14 protein-coding genes are annotated in these 20064 nt (G+C 50.3%); 10 read left to right on the forward strand and 4 right to left on the reverse strand.

Annotated features, from left to right (window positions below; translation table 11 throughout):
* Positions 1-262: 262 nt before the first annotated feature.
* The 8 genes from IEY24_RS19080 (at position 263) to IEY24_RS19115 (ending at position 10353) form a co-directional block, all read left to right on the forward strand.
* Complete coding sequence (locus IEY24_RS19080; protein WP_498067797.1) at positions 263-2287, forward strand: CHU_0125 family OmpA-like outer membrane integrity protein; 2025 nt, start codon at positions 263-265, stop codon at positions 2285-2287.
* 110 nt (positions 2288-2397) lie between these two features.
* A complete protein-coding gene (locus IEY24_RS19085) occupies positions 2398-3579 on the forward strand; it encodes a deoxyribodipyrimidine photo-lyase (RefSeq protein ID WP_188934922.1) in 1182 nt (393 codons plus the stop codon).
* A 117-nt stretch (positions 3580-3696) separates the two neighbouring features.
* Positions 3697-4278, forward strand: coding sequence for a LemA family protein (locus IEY24_RS19090; RefSeq protein ID WP_188934924.1), 582 nt, complete (start codon positions 3697-3699; stop codon positions 4276-4278).
* Between the two features lie 66 nt (positions 4279-4344).
* The gene (locus IEY24_RS19095) at positions 4345-4788 is read left to right on the forward strand and encodes a TPM domain-containing protein (RefSeq protein ID WP_188934927.1); all 444 of its coding nucleotides are present in this window, start codon (positions 4345-4347) and stop codon (positions 4786-4788) included.
* 3 nt (positions 4789-4791) lie between these two features.
* The gene (locus tag IEY24_RS19100) at positions 4792-5571 is read left to right on the forward strand and encodes a TPM domain-containing protein (RefSeq protein ID WP_188934929.1); all 780 of its coding nucleotides are present in this window, start codon (positions 4792-4794) and stop codon (positions 5569-5571) included.
* Positions 5572-5717: 146 nt separating this feature from the next.
* Positions 5718-6626, forward strand: coding sequence for a DUF8428 domain-containing protein (locus IEY24_RS19105; RefSeq protein WP_188934931.1), 909 nt, complete (start codon positions 5718-5720; stop codon positions 6624-6626).
* A 157-nt stretch (positions 6627-6783) separates the two neighbouring features.
* A complete protein-coding gene (locus tag IEY24_RS19110) occupies positions 6784-8277 on the forward strand; it encodes a peptide MFS transporter (protein WP_188934933.1) in 1494 nt (497 codons plus the stop codon).
* Positions 8278-8313: 36 nt separating this feature from the next.
* A complete protein-coding gene (locus IEY24_RS19115) occupies positions 8314-10353 on the forward strand; it encodes a M13 family metallopeptidase (RefSeq protein WP_188934935.1) in 2040 nt (679 codons plus the stop codon).
* A 56-nt stretch (positions 10354-10409) separates the two neighbouring features.
* Here IEY24_RS19115 and IEY24_RS19120 read toward each other — a convergent pair whose 3' ends face one another.
* Genes IEY24_RS19120 through IEY24_RS19135 form a run of 4 tightly spaced genes read right to left on the reverse strand, consistent with a single transcriptional unit; the run spans position 10410 to position 16347 of the window.
* A complete protein-coding gene (locus tag IEY24_RS19120; protein ID WP_188934937.1) occupies positions 10410-11570 on the reverse strand; it encodes an AraC family transcriptional regulator in 1161 nt (386 codons plus the stop codon).
* A gap of 18 nt (positions 11571-11588) precedes the next feature.
* Entirely contained in the window at positions 11589-12845 is a 1257-nt protein-coding gene (locus IEY24_RS19125) for a sugar MFS transporter (RefSeq protein WP_188934939.1), read from the reverse strand.
* Between the two features lie 21 nt (positions 12846-12866).
* Positions 12867-13697, reverse strand: a complete 831-nt coding sequence (locus IEY24_RS19130) for an ROK family protein (protein ID WP_188934941.1) — start codon at positions 13695-13697, stop codon at positions 12867-12869.
* 46 nt (positions 13698-13743) lie between these two features.
* Entirely contained in the window at positions 13744-16347 is a 2604-nt protein-coding gene (locus IEY24_RS19135; protein ID WP_188934943.1) for a family 20 glycosylhydrolase, read from the reverse strand.
* A gap of 189 nt (positions 16348-16536) precedes the next feature.
* Here IEY24_RS19135 and IEY24_RS19140 point away from each other — a divergent pair, with 189 nt between their 5' ends.
* Positions 16537-17637, forward strand: coding sequence for an acyltransferase family protein (locus tag IEY24_RS19140; RefSeq protein WP_188934945.1), 1101 nt, complete (start codon positions 16537-16539; stop codon positions 17635-17637).
* Between the two features lie 3 nt (positions 17638-17640).
* Positions 17641-20064: a hypothetical protein gene (locus tag IEY24_RS19145; protein WP_188934947.1), complete on the forward strand. Its 2424-nt coding sequence runs from the start codon at positions 17641-17643 to the stop codon at positions 20062-20064.

Here is a 20064-nt window from a genome sequence, read left to right on the forward strand (position 1 = left end):
TTTGTTATATAAACACTTTTCCCGAAAAATCGGACTGCAAAAGTAATAAACCATCCTTGATTTACAAACCGTTAACAACTTTTTTTGTACCATTACCACCATTCTGCAAAGTAGGTTGTCAAGAAATGCGCAGGAGGAGTCAGATTCAAATAAAATTCTTCCTATCTAGTATCCTGAATTTTATTTCCAATCGTTGTTTATTAGTATTGTTTTTCAGAAACCCAGTGTGCGCGTCGAATCGTTTGATTTTATACTCTACATTATGAAACTTTTCCGGAGTTACTTTACTCTCATAGTTTGTTTTGCAATCTGTTTATACTTGTCCGGCTGCAATTCGGCGATGCAGGCATATAAAGACGGCCAAAAGAAATTTGCGAACGGAGAATACGACCTCGCCATCAAAGGTTTCCAGAAAGCCGCCGAAGCCAATATCGAGCCGGTGCAGACGAGCTACCTGATCGCGGAGTCCTATCGCCTTTCGAACCGCTTCAAAGAAGCTGTCCCCTACTACAAAAAAGCCATAGACGGTGGCATTACCAATGCAGATGCGCGTTTTCAATATGCTTACGCACTGAAAACAACCGGCGACTATGCCGACGCGTCAGCCCAATTTTCCGAATTCGCCAAAGGCCAAAACGCTCCGCAGAACTTGCAGGAAAGGGCATTGCGCGAAGTCGAGATCATCCGCATTGCCGATCGTTTGAAAGCAACCAAAATGGAAGTCGAGCTGAAAGACCTTCCGCTGAACACGGCCGGTGCCGAGTTCGCACCGACGGTACTGGGCAACGAACTGGTTTTCTCTTCTTCCAAAAAAGAGAAGATTTACACCAACAACGGCCAACCGATGTTGGGACTTTACAAAATCAATATCGCCTCGGATCCCGGTAACACGCAAGGAAATCCCGTATTGTTCAGCCAGGAAGTTTTTGCGCCGGAAGCCCACGACGCCTCGCCCGCATTCTCACCCGACGGAAAAACGCTCGTTTTTGCCAGAAGTAATACCGGTAAGAAAAAAGATAAATCGCCGGATGTAGACCTTTACATGAGCCGCAATGTAAGCGGCCAATGGACGGCCCCGGCAATACTTCCTATTAATGATTCCCTCGCCTGGGATGGCTCGCCCGCATTCTCTCGCGACGGCAAAACGCTCTATTTCGCATCCAACCGCGCTGGTGGCGTAGGCGGGATCGATATTTACCGCACCAATATCGATGCGTCGGGCCGGTTTAGCCGCCCGGTGAATATGGGTAAGGACATCAATACGGTCGGAGACGACATGTTTCCTTATGTAGCGGAAGGCGGAAAGCTCTACTTTGCTTCCGACGGCCATCCCGGTCTTGGCAAACTCGATCTTTTTTCAGCAACGAGAACACAGGGTGTGATCACGATCGAAAACATGGGCCTGCCCTTCAATAGCCCGCAAGACGATTTTGGATTGGTATTCTATCAAAACCTGAAAAAAGGATTCTTTGCTTCGAACCGCGACGGCGGCAAAGGCGACGACGACATTTACTACTTCGCCGCACCGGAAGAAGAGGACACGACCACCGTCGCAAAACATAACGACCCGAACGATCCGCTTAATCCGAACAACCCGAACTTCATCAATGGCAAACGGAAAGTAGTCCGCTACTTCCTTGCCGGAACCGTTCTCGCAAATGGCGAAACGCCTATCCCGATCGATTCGGCGGTGGTACACATCCTGCCCGACACCTCGGATACACAAATAGCAGAGTTTCCGACTGCGAAAGATGGCAAGTTTGGCAAGCAGCCGGTGGAAGAAGGCAAAGCGTATCAGTTGCTGGTTCAGCGTAAAGGCTATATCAGCAAGCGGGAGCCGTTCTCAATGTCGGGGCGCAACATTCCGCCGATTTTCCTGACTAAAGAACTGACCGATACCACCTTCAATGTGACCATCAAACTCGACAAGCTGGAACTGAACAAGACATTCGTACTGGAAAATATCTATTACGATTTGAACAAATACAATATCCGTCCCGATGCAGCAGTGGAGCTGGATAAATTGGTGCAAATCCTGAAAGATAACCCGACAATGACTATCGAGCTCAGCTCACATACGGATGCCCGCGCAACCGATGCCTATAACATGACGCTCTCGCAAAACCGCGCCGAATCCGCGGTGGCTTACCTAAACTCCAAAGGCATTGAAGCCGACAGGATGGAAGCCAAGGGTTACGGCGAAAGAGAGCTCATCGTTCCGAATGCCAAAACAGAGGAAGAGCACCAGCGCAACCGCCGCACGGAATTCACGATCCTGAGCTATTGATTTACCAAATCTTAGGGAAGCCCGCTGCGAACCGATCAGTTTCGCAGCGGGCTTTTTCTTATAATTGCATTTCTTAACATTTCCCAAAGAGTACTTATCAGTTTGCATTAATGGCCCGACGCATAATCTATTGGTTCAGGAATGATTTAAGGTTAAAGGACAACCAGGCACTTTTTTCAGCCGTGGATGCCGCCGATGAAATCCTTCCCGTATATGTTTTTGATCCTCGTCAATTTGAAAAAACAAAGCTTGGTTTCCGTCGAACGGGTGCATTACGGGCACGCTTTCTAATCGAGGCAGTTGCCGAGCTCCGTGAAAATATCCGGCAAAAAGGCGGCGACCTGCTCATTCGCATTGGAAAGCCCGAAGAGATCGTCGCCAAGCTCGCGGAAAATTATAATGCTGATTATGTTTACACCAGTAAAGAAATTGCACCGCAGGAAACCCGCATTGAATCATCCCTGAGTAAAAACCTCAAAACCGCGAATGTCGACATCAGGCTATTTTGGATGGACACAATGATCAACGCATTCGACCTGCCATTCCCGGTATCCAAATTGCCGACCGGCTTTCCGGAGTTTGAGCGCCTGCTGAGCAACGACCTCAAAATAAAGGAACAATTCCAGACGCCGGAGAGAGTTCCGTTACCCGCCGACATGGAAGCAGGGTACATTCCCGGATTACCTGAACTCGGCATCGACCCGAATGAAATACCGGTGGCCTCATCACCCGGCGGAGAGATACATGCGCTGGCTGCGTTGAAGGAATATATTGAGCAATACGTAAAAAAGGACATCTCCTACCCTACCGCAGAGCCGCTCACCGACACCCGGCTTTCCGACTGGCTTTCGCTCGGCTGCATTTCGGCTTCTTACATCTATCGGAGTGTAAAAACCGCCCAATCGCACGCTGTGACGGAAGATGCCATCATCACTAACCTGCTGAGACGGGAATACCTGCATTGGACATTGCTCCGGTTTGGCCCAAGAATGTTCAAGCCTAGCGGCGTGAAACACCATTTCAACCGTCGCTGGAAGAATGATAACGCAGCATTTGAGAAGTGGATAAATGGACAGACGGATGACCAAACAATAAATAATATTATCCAAAAGCTAACTGCTACCGGCTTCATTACTGCTGCGGAACGCGAGGCCGCCGCGCGGTACCTGGTCGATGACCTGGATATTAACTGGACATGGGGCGCGATGTATTTTGAAAGCCTGCTGCTTGACTACGAAGCATCCGTCAACTGGGGCCGCTGGAACACCCTGGCCGGTGTCGGCGAAGATTGATCCGGTACAAATGGGGCAATATCGTCTTGGGAGACCGGCTATGTAGATTTTCTAACAGATTTTGCTAGCTTTGGTCAACTTTGAATCACATTCAATAACTCTAAACTGAATATTAAAATGTCAAAAGGACTCATTGCAGTTATCGTCGTTGTTCTGATTCTCGGATTCGTTGGCTGCGGTAAATATAATGGCCTCGTGCAAAAAGATGAGGTAGTAAAAGAATCATGGGCCGGCGTGGAAAGCCAGTACCAGCGCCGCGCCGACCTTATCCCCAACCTGGTAAATACCGTTAAAGGTGCCGCCGATTTTGAAAAAAGTACATTGACGGCGGTAATCGAAGCGCGTAGCAAAGCGACACAAACTACGATCAGCGCCGATCAGCTTACCCCTGAAAATATCGCCAAATTCCAGGCGGCACAGGATCAGCTAAGCGGTTCACTGTCTCGCCTGCTTGTATCGGTTGAACAATATCCTAATCTGAAAGCCAATCAGAACTTCCTCGAACTGCAGGCCCAGCTCGAAGGCACTGAAAACCGGATCAGCGTGGAACGCGGCAAGTTCAATACGGTCGTAAAGGATTACAACCAGGAGGTCCGCACATTCCCGACCAACCTTTTCGCCGGGGTATTCGGCTTCTCCCAAAAAGGTTATTTCACGGCCGCACCGGGTTCAGATAAAGCGCCAAGCGTACAATTCTAAGTTTCGCGCCGGGCTTGTGAAGAGCCCGGCGCAATGTTTTTAACCCTATCCATCTCAACCGGGCTCATGGCAACCGAATCCCTATTTTTCACCGACGAAGAGCAGCAAGACATTATTGAGGCAATTCAGGAAGCGGAAAAACAGACTTCCGGAGAAGTGAAAGTGCATATAGAGAAGAAATGCCCTACGTCGGATGTCATGGAGCGGGCCAAGGAAGTTTTCCTGTTTTTAAACCTGCACCAAACCGCCGAACGCAACGGGGTACTGTTTTACCTCGCATACGAAGACCGGAAGTTTGCCGTATTGGGCGACCAGGGGATCGATGCGAAAGTAAGCTCCGATTTTTGGGACAGTACCAAAGAGCTCTTACGCAAACATTTCAGGGCTGGAGAGTTTAAAGAAGGTCTTCGCCATGGCATTCAGGAAGCTGGGCTGCAATTAAAAAAACACTTCCCCTACCAGTCCGGCGACATCAACGAACTTCCGGATGATATTTCGTTCGGCCAATAAACTATGAAGCAATTCATCATTTACCTACTGCTTGCCGTAGCGGCAATAGCCGGTGTGCAGGCACAGGATATTCCTCCCAAGCCCAATCCGCCAAGGCTCGTCAACGACCTTGCCAACCAGCTTAACCCATCGGAAGAGGCGCAGTTGGAACAGAAGCTGGTCGCCTACAACGACTCGACTTCTTCGCAGATTGTGATCGTAATCGTTCCCACATTGGGCGACTACCCCATTGCCGACTATGCGTTCAAACTCGGTACAGAATGGGGTGTGGGCCAAAAGGGCAAAAACAATGGTATCGTATTGCTCTGGGCGCCAAAGGAAAGAAAGATTTTCATCGCAACCGGTTACGGCCTCGAAGGTGCAATACCCGACGCTATCGCGAAACGCATCGTTTCTCAGGTAATCACCCCGCAGTTCAAGGCCGGGCAGTTTTACCAGGGCCTGAGCGACGGCGTAGATATGATATTCAAATACGCGACGGGCGAATACAAGGCCGATCCGAAGCAGGACAGCGGCGAAGGCGATGGCTTTCCTCCCATACTGATTTTCGTGATCATATTTATCGTTATCCTCATATTCATATTTCGCAATAGAGGTGGCGGAGGAGGTAATCGCGGCTACCGCGACAGTGGCATTCCACCTATATTCTTCCCTTACACCACGCATTCGGGTCGCGGGAGTTCCTCAGGTAACTGGGGCGGCTTCGGCGGAGGCGATGGCGGTGGTTTCGGAGGCTTTGGAGGAGGTAGCTTTGGCGGCGGCGGCGCCGGAGGTGATTATTAGTATTTCAAACAAACCGATATTCGAAAGCGGATGGAAGCATGGTCTTCCGTCCGCTTTTTGCTTGAAGCCATTTACAACGTATAGTCGTGGCATGCTTTTTTGTACATTAACCATAAACTTTATTACCAAAACCTAAACAAAGTTTTATGGAAAGGAAAAACAATACCGGTCTGGTCGTAGGATTGATCCTGATGACCATTCTTGCCGCAGTGTTCGGATACCTATATTATAAAGAACACAACATCACACAAAAGCAGGAAACCGACCTCACCGCCAGGGTTAATGAACTGGCAACCTCCGAAATCAAGCTGGATTCTATCTCCAAACAACTCGATGCACGCATTCTCGAGGTACAGGGGCTTGGCGGCGATGTTGCCGAACTGCAAAAAGTGAAAGCATCACTCGAAAGTGACCGGGCAGCATTGCGCAAAGGCAATGCGTCTATGGGCCGGAAAATCAAGGAATATGAGGAATTTCTCGTCAAAAAGGACACCGAAATCGCTCAGCTTCGGGAAGAAAACCAGCAGTTGATCAGCCAGAACGAGGGCCTTACCCAGGAAAAGAACGAACTGCAAACCAGTCGCCAGGCTGTGCGTGATTCGCTCAGCGGGGTGGTTGCCCAAAAGACCGAACTGGAATCGAAAGTAACGATGGCCGCCGCATTGCGTGCACGTAGTGTGAAGGTTTACGCGGTATCGTCCAAAGGCAAGGTGCGTGAAGGCGAAAATGTGAAGTCCAAAAGAGTCGATAAGGTACGCGTGGATTTCATTCTCGAAAAGAACCCGCTTACCGCTACCGACGATAAAACCATTTATTTGCGTATTATCGACCCAAGTGGCGCTACCATTTCGGACACTAAAACCGGTTCCGGTGTATTCCAGTATAACGGACAGGAACAGGGCTATACCATCAGCAAGGATATTACCTATTCCAACAACAACCAGGATGTAAGTATCCTCTACGACCGCGACGCACCCTTTACGTCGGGCAAGTACACGATCGAACTCTATTCCGAAGGCTTTTCGATCGGCGAAGGCTCATTCTCCGTTAAATAATCCGTTCGTCAAACCGTTTATTTCAAGCGGTAGCAGTCCTTACAAACTGCTACCGCTTTTATTTTTATGATTGATTGATATTTACCCATAATTCCTATCTTGCACGATAAAAACATCTGTTTACAACCCCAAAAACCAAATAAAACACTTCTCTTCTATGTCTTCACAGATTTCCCAAAAACACCCCAAAGGACTGTATGTCTTGTTCTTTGCCGAAATGTGGGAACGTTTCAGCTACTACGGTATGCGGGCCATTCTTCTGCTTTTTCTACTCGATAATATCAAAGGTGGAATGGGACTGAGTGCAGCCGAAGGCACAGCCATTTACGGACTTTATACTGCTTCCGTTTATTTGCTCACACTGCCCGGTGGCTGGTTGGCCGACAATATTCTGGGCCAGAAAAAAGCCATCTGGTACGGGGGGATCGTTATTATGCTGGGGCACCTTATCCTGGCCATACCAGCCGGATCGGTCATATTCTTTCTGGGACTTTGCACCGTAGCCATCGGCACGGGGCTTTTAAAGCCAAATATCAGCTCCATCGTGGGTGAGTTGTATCCCGAAGGTGGGGCCCGGCGCGACGCGGCGTTTTCAATCTTCTATATGGGTATCAACCTGGGATCGTTCCTCGGCATCGCCATTGTGGGTTACCTGGGTGAAAAGGTTAGCTGGCATATGGGCTTCGGTGCGGCAGCTGTCGGTATGTTACTTGGCCTGATCGTATTCCGGTACGGCAGTGCTACTCACCTGAAAGGGCTCGGAGACGTTCCGGCTGCGAAGGAACCCGGCGAAGAAGCCATCGCAACGGCATCGGGCAACAACAAACTGCTCGGTTACGGATTGATCGCATTGCTGGTGATATTCCTCATTGTGCTGCAAACCACGGGTACCATTAATATGACTACCGCGCAGGGCCTCGCGCAGGGCGCGGGTATCATTATCGTCTCCATTTCTGCTGCCTACTTCCTGTTCATACTCGTTGCGGGCGGGCTTACGCGCGTGGAAAAATACCGCGTGGGCGTGTTGATTATTCTCTTTCTGGCCATAGCATTATTCTGGGCCGGATATGAGCAGGCGGGCACATCGCTGCAGATCTTCGCCGAGCGCCATACCCAACGGATGATTGGCGGGTGGGAAGTGCCATCCAGCTGGTTCCAGAACTTCCAGCCTACTTTTGTATTGATTTTTGCACCTGTGCTGGCAAGTCTCTGGATATCGCTTTCTTCCAAAAACCGCAACCCTTCCATTCCGGTCAAATTCGCGATGGGTTTGATATTGTTGGGTTTGAGCTTTTTCGTAATGGTTGCAGCTTCGAACATCGCGGTGAAAGGGGAGCTGGCTTCGCCGTTTTTCCTCACATTTACCTACTTCCTGCACACGATCGGCGAGCTTTGCGTGAGCCCTGTCGGGTTGAGTTCCTATACCAAACTGGCACCCAAGCGTTATGTGAGCCAGCTGATGGGTATCTGGTTTGTGGGAGCGTCGCTGGGTAACCTCATTGCCGGGCTCTTCGCAGGTGGTTTCGATGAATCGAATATCCTGCAAATGCCGGCGCTGTTCAACCAGGTGGCCATTATCACAACCGTCTTCGGTCTGATACTACTCGCATTCTGGAAACCGATCAAGGGTTGGATGGGTGGCATTCACTAATCATTTTATATACTTCAAAAACAAATACATCACAAAATGAAATCAGCCGCATTCCGTGTAGCCGCTCTGGCCCTAGTAGTGAGCCTGGCAGGATGTAAAAAAGAAAAGGAAGAAACCGACACCTCCAAAGTACCCGGCTTCGATGTAAGCTCCCTCGACTCGGCAGCCAAGGCGTGCGACGATTTCGATGCTTACGCCAACGGCGGCTGGAAAAAGAAAAATCCGATTCCAGGCACCGAAAGCCGCTGGGGTGCATTTGGGATTCTCGATAAGGAGAACAAGGAAGTTCGTCTCAAAGGCATTATTGAAGAGATCACCAAAGTTCAGGACCGCAAGAAAGGTACCGAAGAGCAGCAGATCGCCGATTATTACCAGTCGTTTCTCGATACTGCGACGGTTGAGAAACGTGCACTGGAACCTTTGAAGCCCTATCTCGACAAAATCAATGCGGTGGCTTCGCTGAAAGACCTCGCGGCTGTAACCGGCGAAATGCAGAAGGTAGGCGTTGAAACCGTGATCGGCTTTGGCGTGGAAGGCGATTTGCGAAACAGCAAGGTCAATATCCTTTACCAGGGCCAGGGCGGGCTCAGCCTCGGCGAGCGGAGCTACTACGATCGCACCGACTCCAGCACCGTGAAGGTACGCGGCGAGTTCGTGAAGCACATCGACAAGATGTTCTTGATGGCCAGCTTTCCCGATGCAACCCCCGGCCAGACGATACTCGACTTCGAAACCAAAGTAGCGAAGCTGCAACTGACCAACGTCGAGCTACGCGACCCGGTGAAAACCTACAACAAAATGGCTTTCGCCGATTTCGAAAAACTGATCCCGGACTTCGATCAAAAGGCATTTGCAGACAAGCAGAACGTAAAAACCGACACGGTGATCGTTCAAAACAAACCCTATTTGCAAAACCTGAACAAACTCCTCAAAGCGACGCCGATTGCTACTTTGAAATTGTATACCAAATGGCAATTGCTCTCGCGCTTTGCGGGTTACCTGCCTAAGAAGTTCGATCAGGAGGACTTCCGGTTTTTCTCGACGGTAATGCGCGGTACCAAGCAGCAAAAAGGGCGTGTGGAGCGCGCCATCCGCTCAACCGATGGTTTGCTGGGTATGCCGCTAGGTAAGCTGTTTGTAAAGAAATACTTCCCGGAAGAGGACAAGAAAAAGGTTTCGGAAATGATTGAGAACGTTCGTACAGTATACGGCGAACGCATCGATAAGCTGACCTGGATGAGTGATTCGACCAAGGCCAAAGCACATAAAAAGCTCAAAGCATTTACTTATAAAATCGGCTATCCCGACAAATGGAAGGATTACTCCACCATCGAGATCGCCCCGGACAAGCTGTTTGAGAATGTGATCTCTGCCTCATTGTTCGCGCACAAGGAAAGTGTCGAGAAGATCGGCAAGGAAGTTGACAAGAAGGAATGGCTCATGACGCCGCAGACAGTGAATGCCTATTACAACCCGCTGAACAACGAGGTGGTATTCCCGGCCGGCATCCTGCAACCGCCGTTCTATAACCGCAACGCCGACGATGCGATCAATTATGGCGGCATTATCGCTGTGATCGGCCATGAATTCACCCACGGTTTCGACGATCAGGGTTCACAGTTCGATGATGAAGGTAACCTCAAAAACTGGTGGACGGCTTCGGATCGCGCCAATTTCGATAAACTGACCAAACGCTATATCGACTATTTCAGTGGCATCGAAGCACTACCAGGCTTCAAGATCAATGGTGCATTGACCATCGGCGAAAACGTTGCCGACCTCGGCGGCCTGACATTGGCCTATTATGCTTTGGAAAAATCATTCAACGGCAAGGAACCGGCACCAATCGACGGATTTACCTGGAAGCAGCGCTTCTTCCTCGGCTGGGCACAGGTTTGGCATATGAACACCACCGACGAAGCTTTGCGTAACCAGGTGCAGACAGACCCGCATTCACCCGCCCGCGACCGTATCAACGGCCCGCTGCCGCATTTGAAGGAATTCCAGGCGGCATGGACCTGTGGAGCCGGAAGCAAAATGATATTGCCCGATTCATCCCGGATTGTGATCTGGTAAGAAGTCGAGCAAATCTGACTAAATTGTCAGCCTGGTTAGATTTAGCACGACACTTTTCATTTCCCCGCCAAATACTTGTTCCGATAAGCACTCGGACTACACCCCTTAGCCTGCCTGAATTGGCGGGCTATATTTTTGCTATCTCCCAGCCCCATATCCAGCGCAATTTCAAACACCGACATGTCGGTATCGAGCAGTTTCTGCGTGAATTTCTCGATGCGCAGGTTAAAAATGTATTTGTAGATCGGATAACCCGTAATTTCCAGAAAACGCTTTTCCAACGCCCTGCGTGAAAGCGGTACTTGCTTCACCACTTCATCTACGTGCAGGTTTTTATCGATGTTCTGGTGGATGTATTTCAATGAGGAAGCAATGTGGTCATCGTTGGTAGCATAAATGTCCGTCGAATGCCGGGTGATGACCTGCGTCGGCTTTACTACCACATCATAATATTCGGCAGTGCCGTGTTTGATCATGTGATCCAACAGTTTTGCGGCATCGTAACCACCCTTTTCCACATCCAAAGCAATGCTTGAAAGCGGCGGATCAGACAAGTCGCAGATCATTTCATCATTATCCACACCCAGCACCGCCACTTCCTCGGGTATGCGTATACCCACGTGCCTGCACGCCTCCGTAATGTGCTGGCCCTGGTTATCGTCGCAAGTCATGAGCCCGATCGGCTTGGGCAGCGATTTCAGCCAGCGGCTCAGCGAGCTGGGTTTGTAATACCAAAGCTCCGTTGAACGCGCTTTTTTATGCTCGAAGTAGTGTACTTTATGGCCTTTCTTCCGCAAATGCTCCTCGAAACCTTCTGCGCGCTCGCGTGACCACACGATGTCGTTGAAGCCGTAGAATGCGAAGTTGGTAAAACCCTTTTTTAGAAAGTAATCCGCGCCCATTTGCCCCGCCTCGTGGTAGGCACCGGTAATGTTGGGAATCTCGGTGAAACGTTCCTTGAAGTCCTGCGCAATGACTGGGATACCTGCCCGGACGATCTTATCGATCTCCTTATTGTATAACTGTCCGACAATCCCGTCGGCGCCCCATTCCAATGCCCACTTCAGGATGCCGTCGATACCAATCGTTTCGCGGTGGAAAAGCGGCATCCGGCAGAAAATCCAGGGACCAAACTCTTTGGAATACGCATTGATCCCCTTCATCAGGCTTTTGCTGTATTCTTCGGCAAAATCTAGGAGGAGGATGATTTTGTGCATAAATAGGAAGGAGAAGTATTAACCCAGCTTGAATAGCTCTTTCAGGCTCGAAACGGTTTCGTTGTTGACCAGCGGTTTGGCCCATAAGCCGATGCTGAGGATGTATCCGAGCGGGATCAGCAGGAAAAGCATTGCAAACTGCAACCCTACCAACTCTCCCAGCCCGCCGACGATCAGCGGCACTACCGCGCCGCCCGCGATACCCGCGCACAGAATGCCGGAGAAGGTCCCGTGATGTTTCGGCACTGAATTTAAAGCAAGGGAAAATATCACCGAATACATGACGGAAGCAAAAAAGCCTGTCAACGGGAAGGCCAACAAGGCGATCTCTTTCGACCCGAACAATGCCATCAACAGCGATATGATACCTCCGCAAGTGAAGAAGACCAGTACCTTCCGGCTATCAAGGATTTTTAATAATATCAATCCAAGGAAACAACCAACCGTGAGCAGGCCCCAGAAATAGGATATTACGGAGGCTCCCGTAGTAGCCGGATCTACCTCATGATAGGTTTGCAGGAACTGTGAAATCCAGTTGGCGATGCCCTGCTCGGTTCCTACGTAGGCAAATATGCCCAGGAAAAACAGCCATACCAGCTTGTTCTTCGCCAATTCACCGAACGACTTCCCGACATCGATCCGCTCGTCTTCCAACAATTCCACTTTCGGAAACTTCACCACCGCGATTACCGCTACCATTGCCAGCGCGATCACCGCGAAAACCCAGTAAAGCGACACCCATTTTAAATTATCTGGTACCAATCCGTTCAAAATATCGATTAAAAAATTGGAAGTTTTCGAATGGACATTCAATACTAAATAGCTGTAAAGCAATGGACTCAGAAACGATGCCGCGCCAAAAAACAGCTGCGCCAGCACGGAATAGAATGCAAACTTCTCTTCTCCACCCGAAACCCTCAATAATGGATTTATGACCACCTGCAAAATGGCCATTCCAATGCCGATCAGGAACAATGAAGACAGCGCTATCGAAAAGCTGGGAACCAACGCAAATAGTAACGCCCCGCCAAATGCCAAAAGGAACGCCCCGATCAGCATAATCTTTTCACCGAACTTTTCCACCATGAGTCCCGCCGGGATCGACATGACGCCGTACGCGACGAAGAATGCAAAAGGCAGAAATCCCGCCAGACCAATGCTCAAATCGAAACTCTTGACAATATCGGGAATAATCGGACCCAGGATGTTGGTCAAGAAGGAAATGACAAAGAAGATCAGGAAGATCAGGACTACGATGAAAATGTTCCTTTGCATGAAGGGCGTGGTTTTGTTACATTAATTGTCGAGCAATGCCGCTGCACCCAGCAATGCGATATTTTCGTTTTCAGACACCAGCAGTGTCAGCTTTTTCAGAGACTCGGGATAGGCAAAGTCCTGGATGCTTTCCAGCATACTTTCCTGGAAAAACCGGTTCGCTTTGGCAATGGAACCTCCCATGACGATCGCCTCGGGGTCGTAGGTGTACATGATAGCCTTGATAACAGCACCTAAATGCACCCCGAATTCTTCCCAAACCTCAATCGCCTCCTTGCTGCCTTTCAATGCCGCTTCATGCGCGGCAAATGCGTCGATGCCCAGGGAATCGTCAAAAAACCGGCTGCATACATAGTTTTCCAGCACCGAATCCCTATAAGGCAGCATCCCGATTTCCCCTGCCCCGCAATTCCTTCCCGCGTATAAATGGTTATCGATGATAATACCCGAGCCAAGCCCCGTCCCGATGGCCATACCGATCACCGACTGGAATTTCCGCGCCAATCCGAAACGGTGCTCGCCGAGTACGAAGCAATTCACATCATTATTTACCGAAACCGGCAGATTGAACTCCTTTTCCACAATATCCCGCAATGCCACCTCTTCCCACGATGGGATGTTCAGCACATTATAAACTATGCCTTTGTTGACATCTACCACCGAAGGTACGCCTATGCCGATACCTTTGACCGGATAGGCCGTCAGGGGACGGATCACGTCCATGAGTTGGTCGAGCGTTGCCGACAGCGAATGTTTGTTGGCCAGTAATGTCTGATTTTGCCGGGTAATGTGGCCCCCCGATTCGATACCGGCACGAATGTTCGTGCCGCCGATATCTACACCAATGTTCATGGACAGAGAAGAGTTGAGCGCTGAGCTGCGTGTACGATTTGATTCGTCAACGGGCTGTTATTTCACTGCTGCGGCTCGATCGTCCGGCCAGATCGAAGCTTTTCAGTTTGACAGTGCCTGAAACCTTCACAGGGTTTTCAAAAAGCTGTGATGTTTCAGTAGGCTCGGAACCGTCGGTCGTGTAGCGGATCGCCAGGCCCGGCAGTTCCACATTCGCTTTCAGCATTCCGTTTTCTATGATCGCGCCTGGTTGAGGCAGGCGGTAATTATAGCCCCCGTTTATATACTTTAGTCTCGGCAGGTGCTTTTGGGCTATCGAGTTTGCAAAAATATTCCAGCCTTCGGCCATCATGGCTTTTCTGGCGGCATCGTCGGCCACATTTTCCCACTTTCTTTCGGCCGCCCAGGCGCTTTCAGAAAAGCCCAGCAGCTTCGGCAGGATCGAATATTCCATCATATCCCGGCCTTTGATCGTCTCACTCCAAAGCTGTGCTTCAATACCGAAAACGTTCTTGCGCGCCTCGGGCTTCATGAGCTGTTTGCCTGCAAATTCCTCCTTCATAGGCTTGCCCATCGAAGTCTCCTCCGTCGTACGGAACATATTGAATGGTGCAAACGCCCAGTTGTCGCGCGTGTCGACAAACCCGCCCCAATACAGGCCCGGCTCTTTGGGATCGTTGTTATAGGACATGTCAAAATAGAAGTTGGTAACATTGCAAAGCACCACAGGATAACCTGCATTGGCCATGCGATTACCCAAATCGACATCATACACATTGTTCCAAACGTAGGGATATACCTGGCGCCCCACGAACTCCGGATTAGCCAGGTAGGCGCCGGTCTCTGATTTGTTTAATGCGACCTCTTCCCAACCATGTACTTTAAGGTTACGCTTTTCGAGCATAGGAAGGAGTTTTCTGAAAAAATAGGTCTGCAAATAGCGCGGCCCTTTCACCTCGGGATGCTCCTGCAATAGTTTGGCAGCCATTGGCGACTTCGTCCACACGCCATCCGCCACTTCATCGCCACCAGTATGAAATGTATCCATTTTCAGGCCTGCCTGCCCGTACAGTTTCGCGATTTCATCCACCACCTTCACAAAGAAATTGTAGGTCGACTCCCGCGCCACGCTAACCACATTATTCTTGTAGCCCTGTGCAGAAATATAGACTGACTTGTCGTCCGGGTCTATCAAACGGTATTCATTTGCTTCTTTTTCCTTACCCTCCTTCATCAACCTTTCGTACCGCGCCTCCATCGACTTGATCGCCGCCAGCGCGTGGCCGGGGAAGTTCAGTTCCGGGATGATTTTAATGTGCCGCTCGTGGGCATATTTGAGTATTTCAATGAAGTCGGCCTTGGTATAATAGCCGCTTCCGTGCTTGCCTTTCTCGTTCGCAACCGGCCCTGAGCCGTAACCCGGATGCAATGCATTCGCGTTCATGCCCGACGTGTGCTGGCGTTGCGCGCCTACCTGCGTAAGCTCCGGCAAGCCGTCGATCTCGATTCGCCATCCTTCGTCTTCCGTCGTATAGAGTAATAAGTGGTTGACCTTATAGCCTGAAAGCAGGTCGATAATTCGTTTGACCGACTCTTTCGTCTGGAAATTACGTGCTACATCCAAATGCAGGCTCCTGAACTGGAACCGCGGCGCATCCTGCACCTGCACAAATCCGAAACCAACCGAAGCCACCGGTTTCTGGTAAACGTCCGTCGGAGCAAGTTGCAAAAGGCTCTGGACGCCGTAGAAGACGCCCGCAGCATCGCTGCCTTCGATGGTAATGCCGCTTTGGTTGATATTCAGATTGTATGCTTCGCTGGAAACGCCATTCACCGCAACTTTGCCGGTTTTCAAAACGATAGCAGCCCCCTCAGAACCCTTGCCTGGTAAGCCAGCCTGGATAGGCAAGTCCGTTCCGGTCAGCGTTTTCAATTTGCTGATCAGATATTTGGCCTCATTTTCAAGGCCTTCCTGATAAAATACATTTGTTTTACCCGTGAGCGTGAATGTACCAGCGCCCGGAACCAGTTTCACAGGACTTGGGATGATCTTCAAAAGCTGCTCTTCCCTTATTTTGGTAAATCCGGCATTGGCTTTATAACGCGTTTCTGCCGTCGGAACCTCCTTCAAATCCATTTTGCCGCGCAAGATTTGCTCTTTCGTAACAAATGGCTCGATCTTGTAATCTGCGACCTGAACGATTTCTTTCTCCTTGCCTTCGTTATCATAAAACACGAAGTACAAACCCAGCGGCGCATCCGTTTCCTTGACCACGCCCTCGGTACCGGTGTAGGTAATGGTCATCGAGTCCTTCGGGCGCATGATAAAATCCTTCGCGGGCACCATTTGGTACCAGTCGCCATTGATATGCTCCACTACCGCAGGCTGCGGCGTTTTGTTCGACTGGATCGGCCGTGGCGACATGTTCCAGAACAGCTTCCAGTTAGAACCGTCCAACGTAAAATCGCTTCCGTTGCGAATCGTAAACTGCGCTTTAAACGTCCCGTCAGGTTCAGTAAAATTGCTGACGAGCTTCCACGAAACCGCAATTTTTTCGGCCTGTTCTTTGGATACGTTGCCTGATCTTTTGCAGCTTGCAAGCAGCAGGACGCCGAACAGGATCAGCGAAAGCGGGAATAGTTTCTTCATAGGGTCAAAAAGGCTTGGGATGATTTTCCGGGTGTTCAGAATACAACTTCCTAATTACTGACAATTGCGCAAAATATACTAGTGCAGGGTGCAAAAAGCGTCGAGGTAAGCTGGTTATAAATGATTTTCTATCGTATACAGTAGTACGCCTGACCGCTCTTTCCGTACATAACCCTATAAACGGTTGATATGGAAAACGCTTCGGGCTCATTGTCTAGATTGCTTTCGTTGGATGCAATGCGTGGTTTTACGATTGCGGCGATGATCATGGTTAATTTCCCCGGGCATGAGGATTTTGTGTTCCCCACGCTCAGGCATACCCAATGGAACGGGCTTACTTTCACTGATCTGATCGCACCCACGTTCCTTTTTATCGTAGGCGTTTCGATTACATTGGCTTATTCGAGGAAGCTCGATGCGCCAAAAGGGGAGTTGTATCGTAAGATTGTCATCCGCTCGCTGAAAATATTTGCCGTCGGCATGTTCCTTAATATGCTGCCCGACTTTAACTTTTCCGACCTGCGTTATACCGGGACGCTCCACCGGATCGCGATCGTGTTCCTCGTGTGTGCGATCCTGTTTTTGAATACTACCTGGAAACAGCAGCTCGGTATCGCCGTCGCCATTCTCGTGCTCTACTGGCTTGCATTGACGACCATACCTACGCCAGGAATTGGCAAGGTCATGCTCGAACCTGGCATAAACCTGGCTGCCTGGGTTGATGAGCATTATTTACCAGGTAAAATGTGGCGGGGAAACTGGGACCCGGAAGGAATTCTGAGCACGTTCCCGTCCATTGCAACCACCATTACCGGAATGCTCGCGGGCAGGCTAATGCTTCAACCCATTTCACCGAACGAGAAAAGCAATTTTCTGCTAACCGCCGGCTTTGCTACTGCCGCATTGGGCTACTTCTGGAACCTGGTTTTCCCTACCAACGAAAACCTGTGGACAAGCTCGTTCGTACTCGTGACTTCGGGCTTTGCCTCCATGTTGCTCGGTGCATTGTATTTCCTGATTGACATTCGCGGCAACACCACCGGCATTAAACCGGGCATCATTTTCGGGGCCAATGCCATCGCCGCTTACGTGCTGGCGGATATTCTCGCATTGGTATTTTATATAATGCCCATAGCCGGAGATACGATAAACCACCATGCCGTAGCCGCTTTGTCGCAAACGGGAATGGACCCACGTCTTGCCAGCATGCTTTACGCACTCATTTTTGTGTGTATTAATTTTATTCCGGCTTACGTACTCTACAAAAAACGGATTTTCATCAAGCTCTGACCTATGCGTTACGGAACACCTCTGCGTTTTTTAATACTGCTCCTTCTGACCCTCAGGAGTGGCATTGCATTCCCACAATCCATTGATCTATCCAAAAGCCAGATATTCAGCACGACCGACAAAGCTACGTTGCTCAGAAGTATCGAAGTTCTTCAGAATGAGGTTGAAAAGCGGACAGGGCTCAGGCTGCCGGTCGCGAAAAAGATGCCGAAAAGCGGAGGAGTAATTTTGATTGTCCAGGAAAACGACCTGGGCAAATTGCCCGAGCCGTACAGGAAAGCGATTGCCGCCCTGCCGGAAACAAAGAGCGAGGGCTTCAAACTGACAACCGCCGGACAGCCTAATACGATCATTATAGCCGGAAAAGACGCGCGGGGGATTCTGTATGGCATCGGTCGTCTGCTGCGGAAAGCGGAAATGACACCGGGAAAATTCGGAATAAACAACCAGGTAAGCCTTAGTACCAGTCCGAAATACCCCATGCGCGGCCACCAGCTCGGTTACCGTCCTAAAACCAACGCTTACGATGCATTCACGGTCGCCGGGTTCGACCAATACATCCGCGAACTGGCCTTGTTTGGCGCGAATACCATTGAAGTACTTCCACCGCGCACCGACGACGACCCGACCAGCCGGCATATGAAAATACCGGCAGCGCAGATGATTGTGGAGCAATCCCGCATTTGTAAGTCATATGGGCTCGATGTCTCGATCTGGTATCCGAATATGGGTAAAAACTACGTCCACCCCGACTCCATTGCGAAAGAGCTGGCAGAGCGCGATCAGGTATTTGCCAGCTTGCCCAGGCTCGACGGCGTGTTCGTACCGGCAGGCGACCCCGGCGAACTGGAACCGGACGTACTTTTCGCATGGCTGGAAAAGGAAGCGGCAGTTTTACAGAAATACCATCCCAAAGCTAAAATCTGGGTTTCGCCGCAGGTATTCCGCCCCACTCAGAAATGGTTTGATGCGTTTTTTAGCCATGCCAATAAGGAATACAGCTGGTTTGGCGGGGTGGTGTTCGGGCCGTGGGTGAAAATCCCCGTCGGGAAGATCTGGGAAATGCTCAAACCGACCATCCCGATACGGCATTATCCCGACATTACGCATAACTACTCCGCACAATACCCCGTGCCGCACTGGGACCTTGCCTGGGCGATGACGCTCGGGCGCGAGAGCATCAATCCGCGGCCATTTGATGAAAAAGCCATTCACAATGCATTAGACCAATATGGCATTGGGAGCGTAAGCTACTCGGAAGGTACCAACGATGACGTTAACAAATTTGTCTGGAGCGACCAGGACTGGGACCCGGAGATGCCGGTTATGGAAACCTTGCGCGATTATTCCAGGTTGTTTTTCGGTCCTGAATACCAGGAAGCAGGCGCGCAGGCTCTCGTACACCTTGAAAAAAACTGGCGCGGTGAAGTGCTGACAAACGAAGGCATCGACATTACCCTCCGCCAATGGCAATCCATGGAAAAGAGCGCGCCATTGAAATTACTCCAAAACCCTCGTTTTCAAATGGGGTTGATCAGGGCGTATTTTGATGCATATACCCGCCAGCGGCTTGTTTACGAAACAGAACTGGAACAGCATGCCCGCCGGACGCTTACCTCGGCGGCAACAATCGGGAGCGTCAAAGCGATGCGTGAAGCCGAAACCTCGCTCGCAAAGGCATGGAAAGAACCGATATTGCCCGATTACCAACAGAAATGCTATTCGCTGGCCGATTCTTTGTACAAAAGCATTGGCGCCCAACTTACCATGAAAAAGCACGGCGCGATGTCGGGCAGGGGCAATTTTATCGACCTGATCAACATGCCGCTCAACGACGCACCTTTTTTGCTGGATCAGTTCAAAAGGATTGAACAGCTGGATAGCGAAGCGGCTATGCTGCGGGAAATTGATCAGCTGCTGCATCGTACAGACCCCGGCCCGGGCGGGTTTTACGACCATTTCGGCGATCCTGAAAGCTGGTACCGCGTTGTGCCGAACCTGCCCTGGGAAGAAGATCCGGGGAGTTTACAATCGCCTCGCATCGGTTTTGGGGTCGGCCTGGTCGGTGAAGAGTGGGTGGACGAGATCCAGGCTACCGGTTTCAAAGGGCAAGTCACACCGCGCGCCTGGATGAAGCAAGCTAAAACGCTTTACGACCAGCCGTTGCGTATTCGTTACGACAACCTCGACCCCGACGCCACTTACCGCATCCGCATTTCGTACACCGGGCGTTTCCGCTCGCGTATGAAAATGACAACGGACAACGGTCAGACCATCCACGATTTTATCCAAACCGGCGAACAGCCCACATTTGAATTCAATGTACCGAAAACCGCTACTACTGACGGGAAGGTAATATTTGAGTGGAGTTGCGGCGAAGGTGAGCGCGGCTCGCAGGTGACGGAAATATGGTTGATGAAACAATAA

It is taken from the genome of Dyadobacter endophyticus, assembly GCF_014641595.1.
Taxonomy (GTDB): Bacteria; Bacteroidota; Bacteroidia; order Cytophagales; family Spirosomataceae; genus Dyadobacter; species Dyadobacter endophyticus.

Coding starts and splice junctions, on each gene's coding strand:
- IEY24_RS19120 (WP_188934937.1), bottom strand. CDS start 11,570: ATGCACAAAATCATCCTCCTCCTAGATTTTGCCGAAGAATACAGCAAA.
- IEY24_RS19105 (WP_188934931.1), top strand. CDS start 5,718: ATGGAAAGGAAAAACAATACCGGTCTGGTCGTAGGATTGATCCTGATG.
- IEY24_RS19085 (WP_188934922.1), top strand. CDS start 2,398: ATGGCCCGACGCATAATCTATTGGTTCAGGAATGATTTAAGGTTAAAG.
- IEY24_RS19140 (WP_188934945.1), top strand. CDS start 16,537: ATGGAAAACGCTTCGGGCTCATTGTCTAGATTGCTTTCGTTGGATGCA.
- IEY24_RS19090 (WP_188934924.1), top strand. CDS start 3,697: ATGTCAAAAGGACTCATTGCAGTTATCGTCGTTGTTCTGATTCTCGGA.
- IEY24_RS19135 (WP_188934943.1), bottom strand. CDS start 16,347: ATGAAGAAACTATTCCCGCTTTCGCTGATCCTGTTCGGCGTCCTGCTG.
- IEY24_RS19115 (WP_188934935.1), top strand. CDS start 8,314: ATGAAATCAGCCGCATTCCGTGTAGCCGCTCTGGCCCTAGTAGTGAGC.
- IEY24_RS19125 (WP_188934939.1), bottom strand. CDS start 12,845: ATGCAAAGGAACATTTTCATCGTAGTCCTGATCTTCCTGATCTTCTTT.
- IEY24_RS19100 (WP_188934929.1), top strand. CDS start 4,792: ATGAAGCAATTCATCATTTACCTACTGCTTGCCGTAGCGGCAATAGCC.
- IEY24_RS19145 (WP_188934947.1), top strand. CDS start 17,641: ATGCGTTACGGAACACCTCTGCGTTTTTTAATACTGCTCCTTCTGACC.
- IEY24_RS19110 (WP_188934933.1), top strand. CDS start 6,784: ATGTCTTCACAGATTTCCCAAAAACACCCCAAAGGACTGTATGTCTTG.
- IEY24_RS19130 (WP_188934941.1), bottom strand. CDS start 13,697: ATGAACATTGGTGTAGATATCGGCGGCACGAACATTCGTGCCGGTATC.
- IEY24_RS19080 (WP_498067797.1), top strand. CDS start 263: ATGAAACTTTTCCGGAGTTACTTTACTCTCATAGTTTGTTTTGCAATC.
- IEY24_RS19095 (WP_188934927.1), top strand. CDS start 4,345: ATGGCAACCGAATCCCTATTTTTCACCGACGAAGAGCAGCAAGACATT.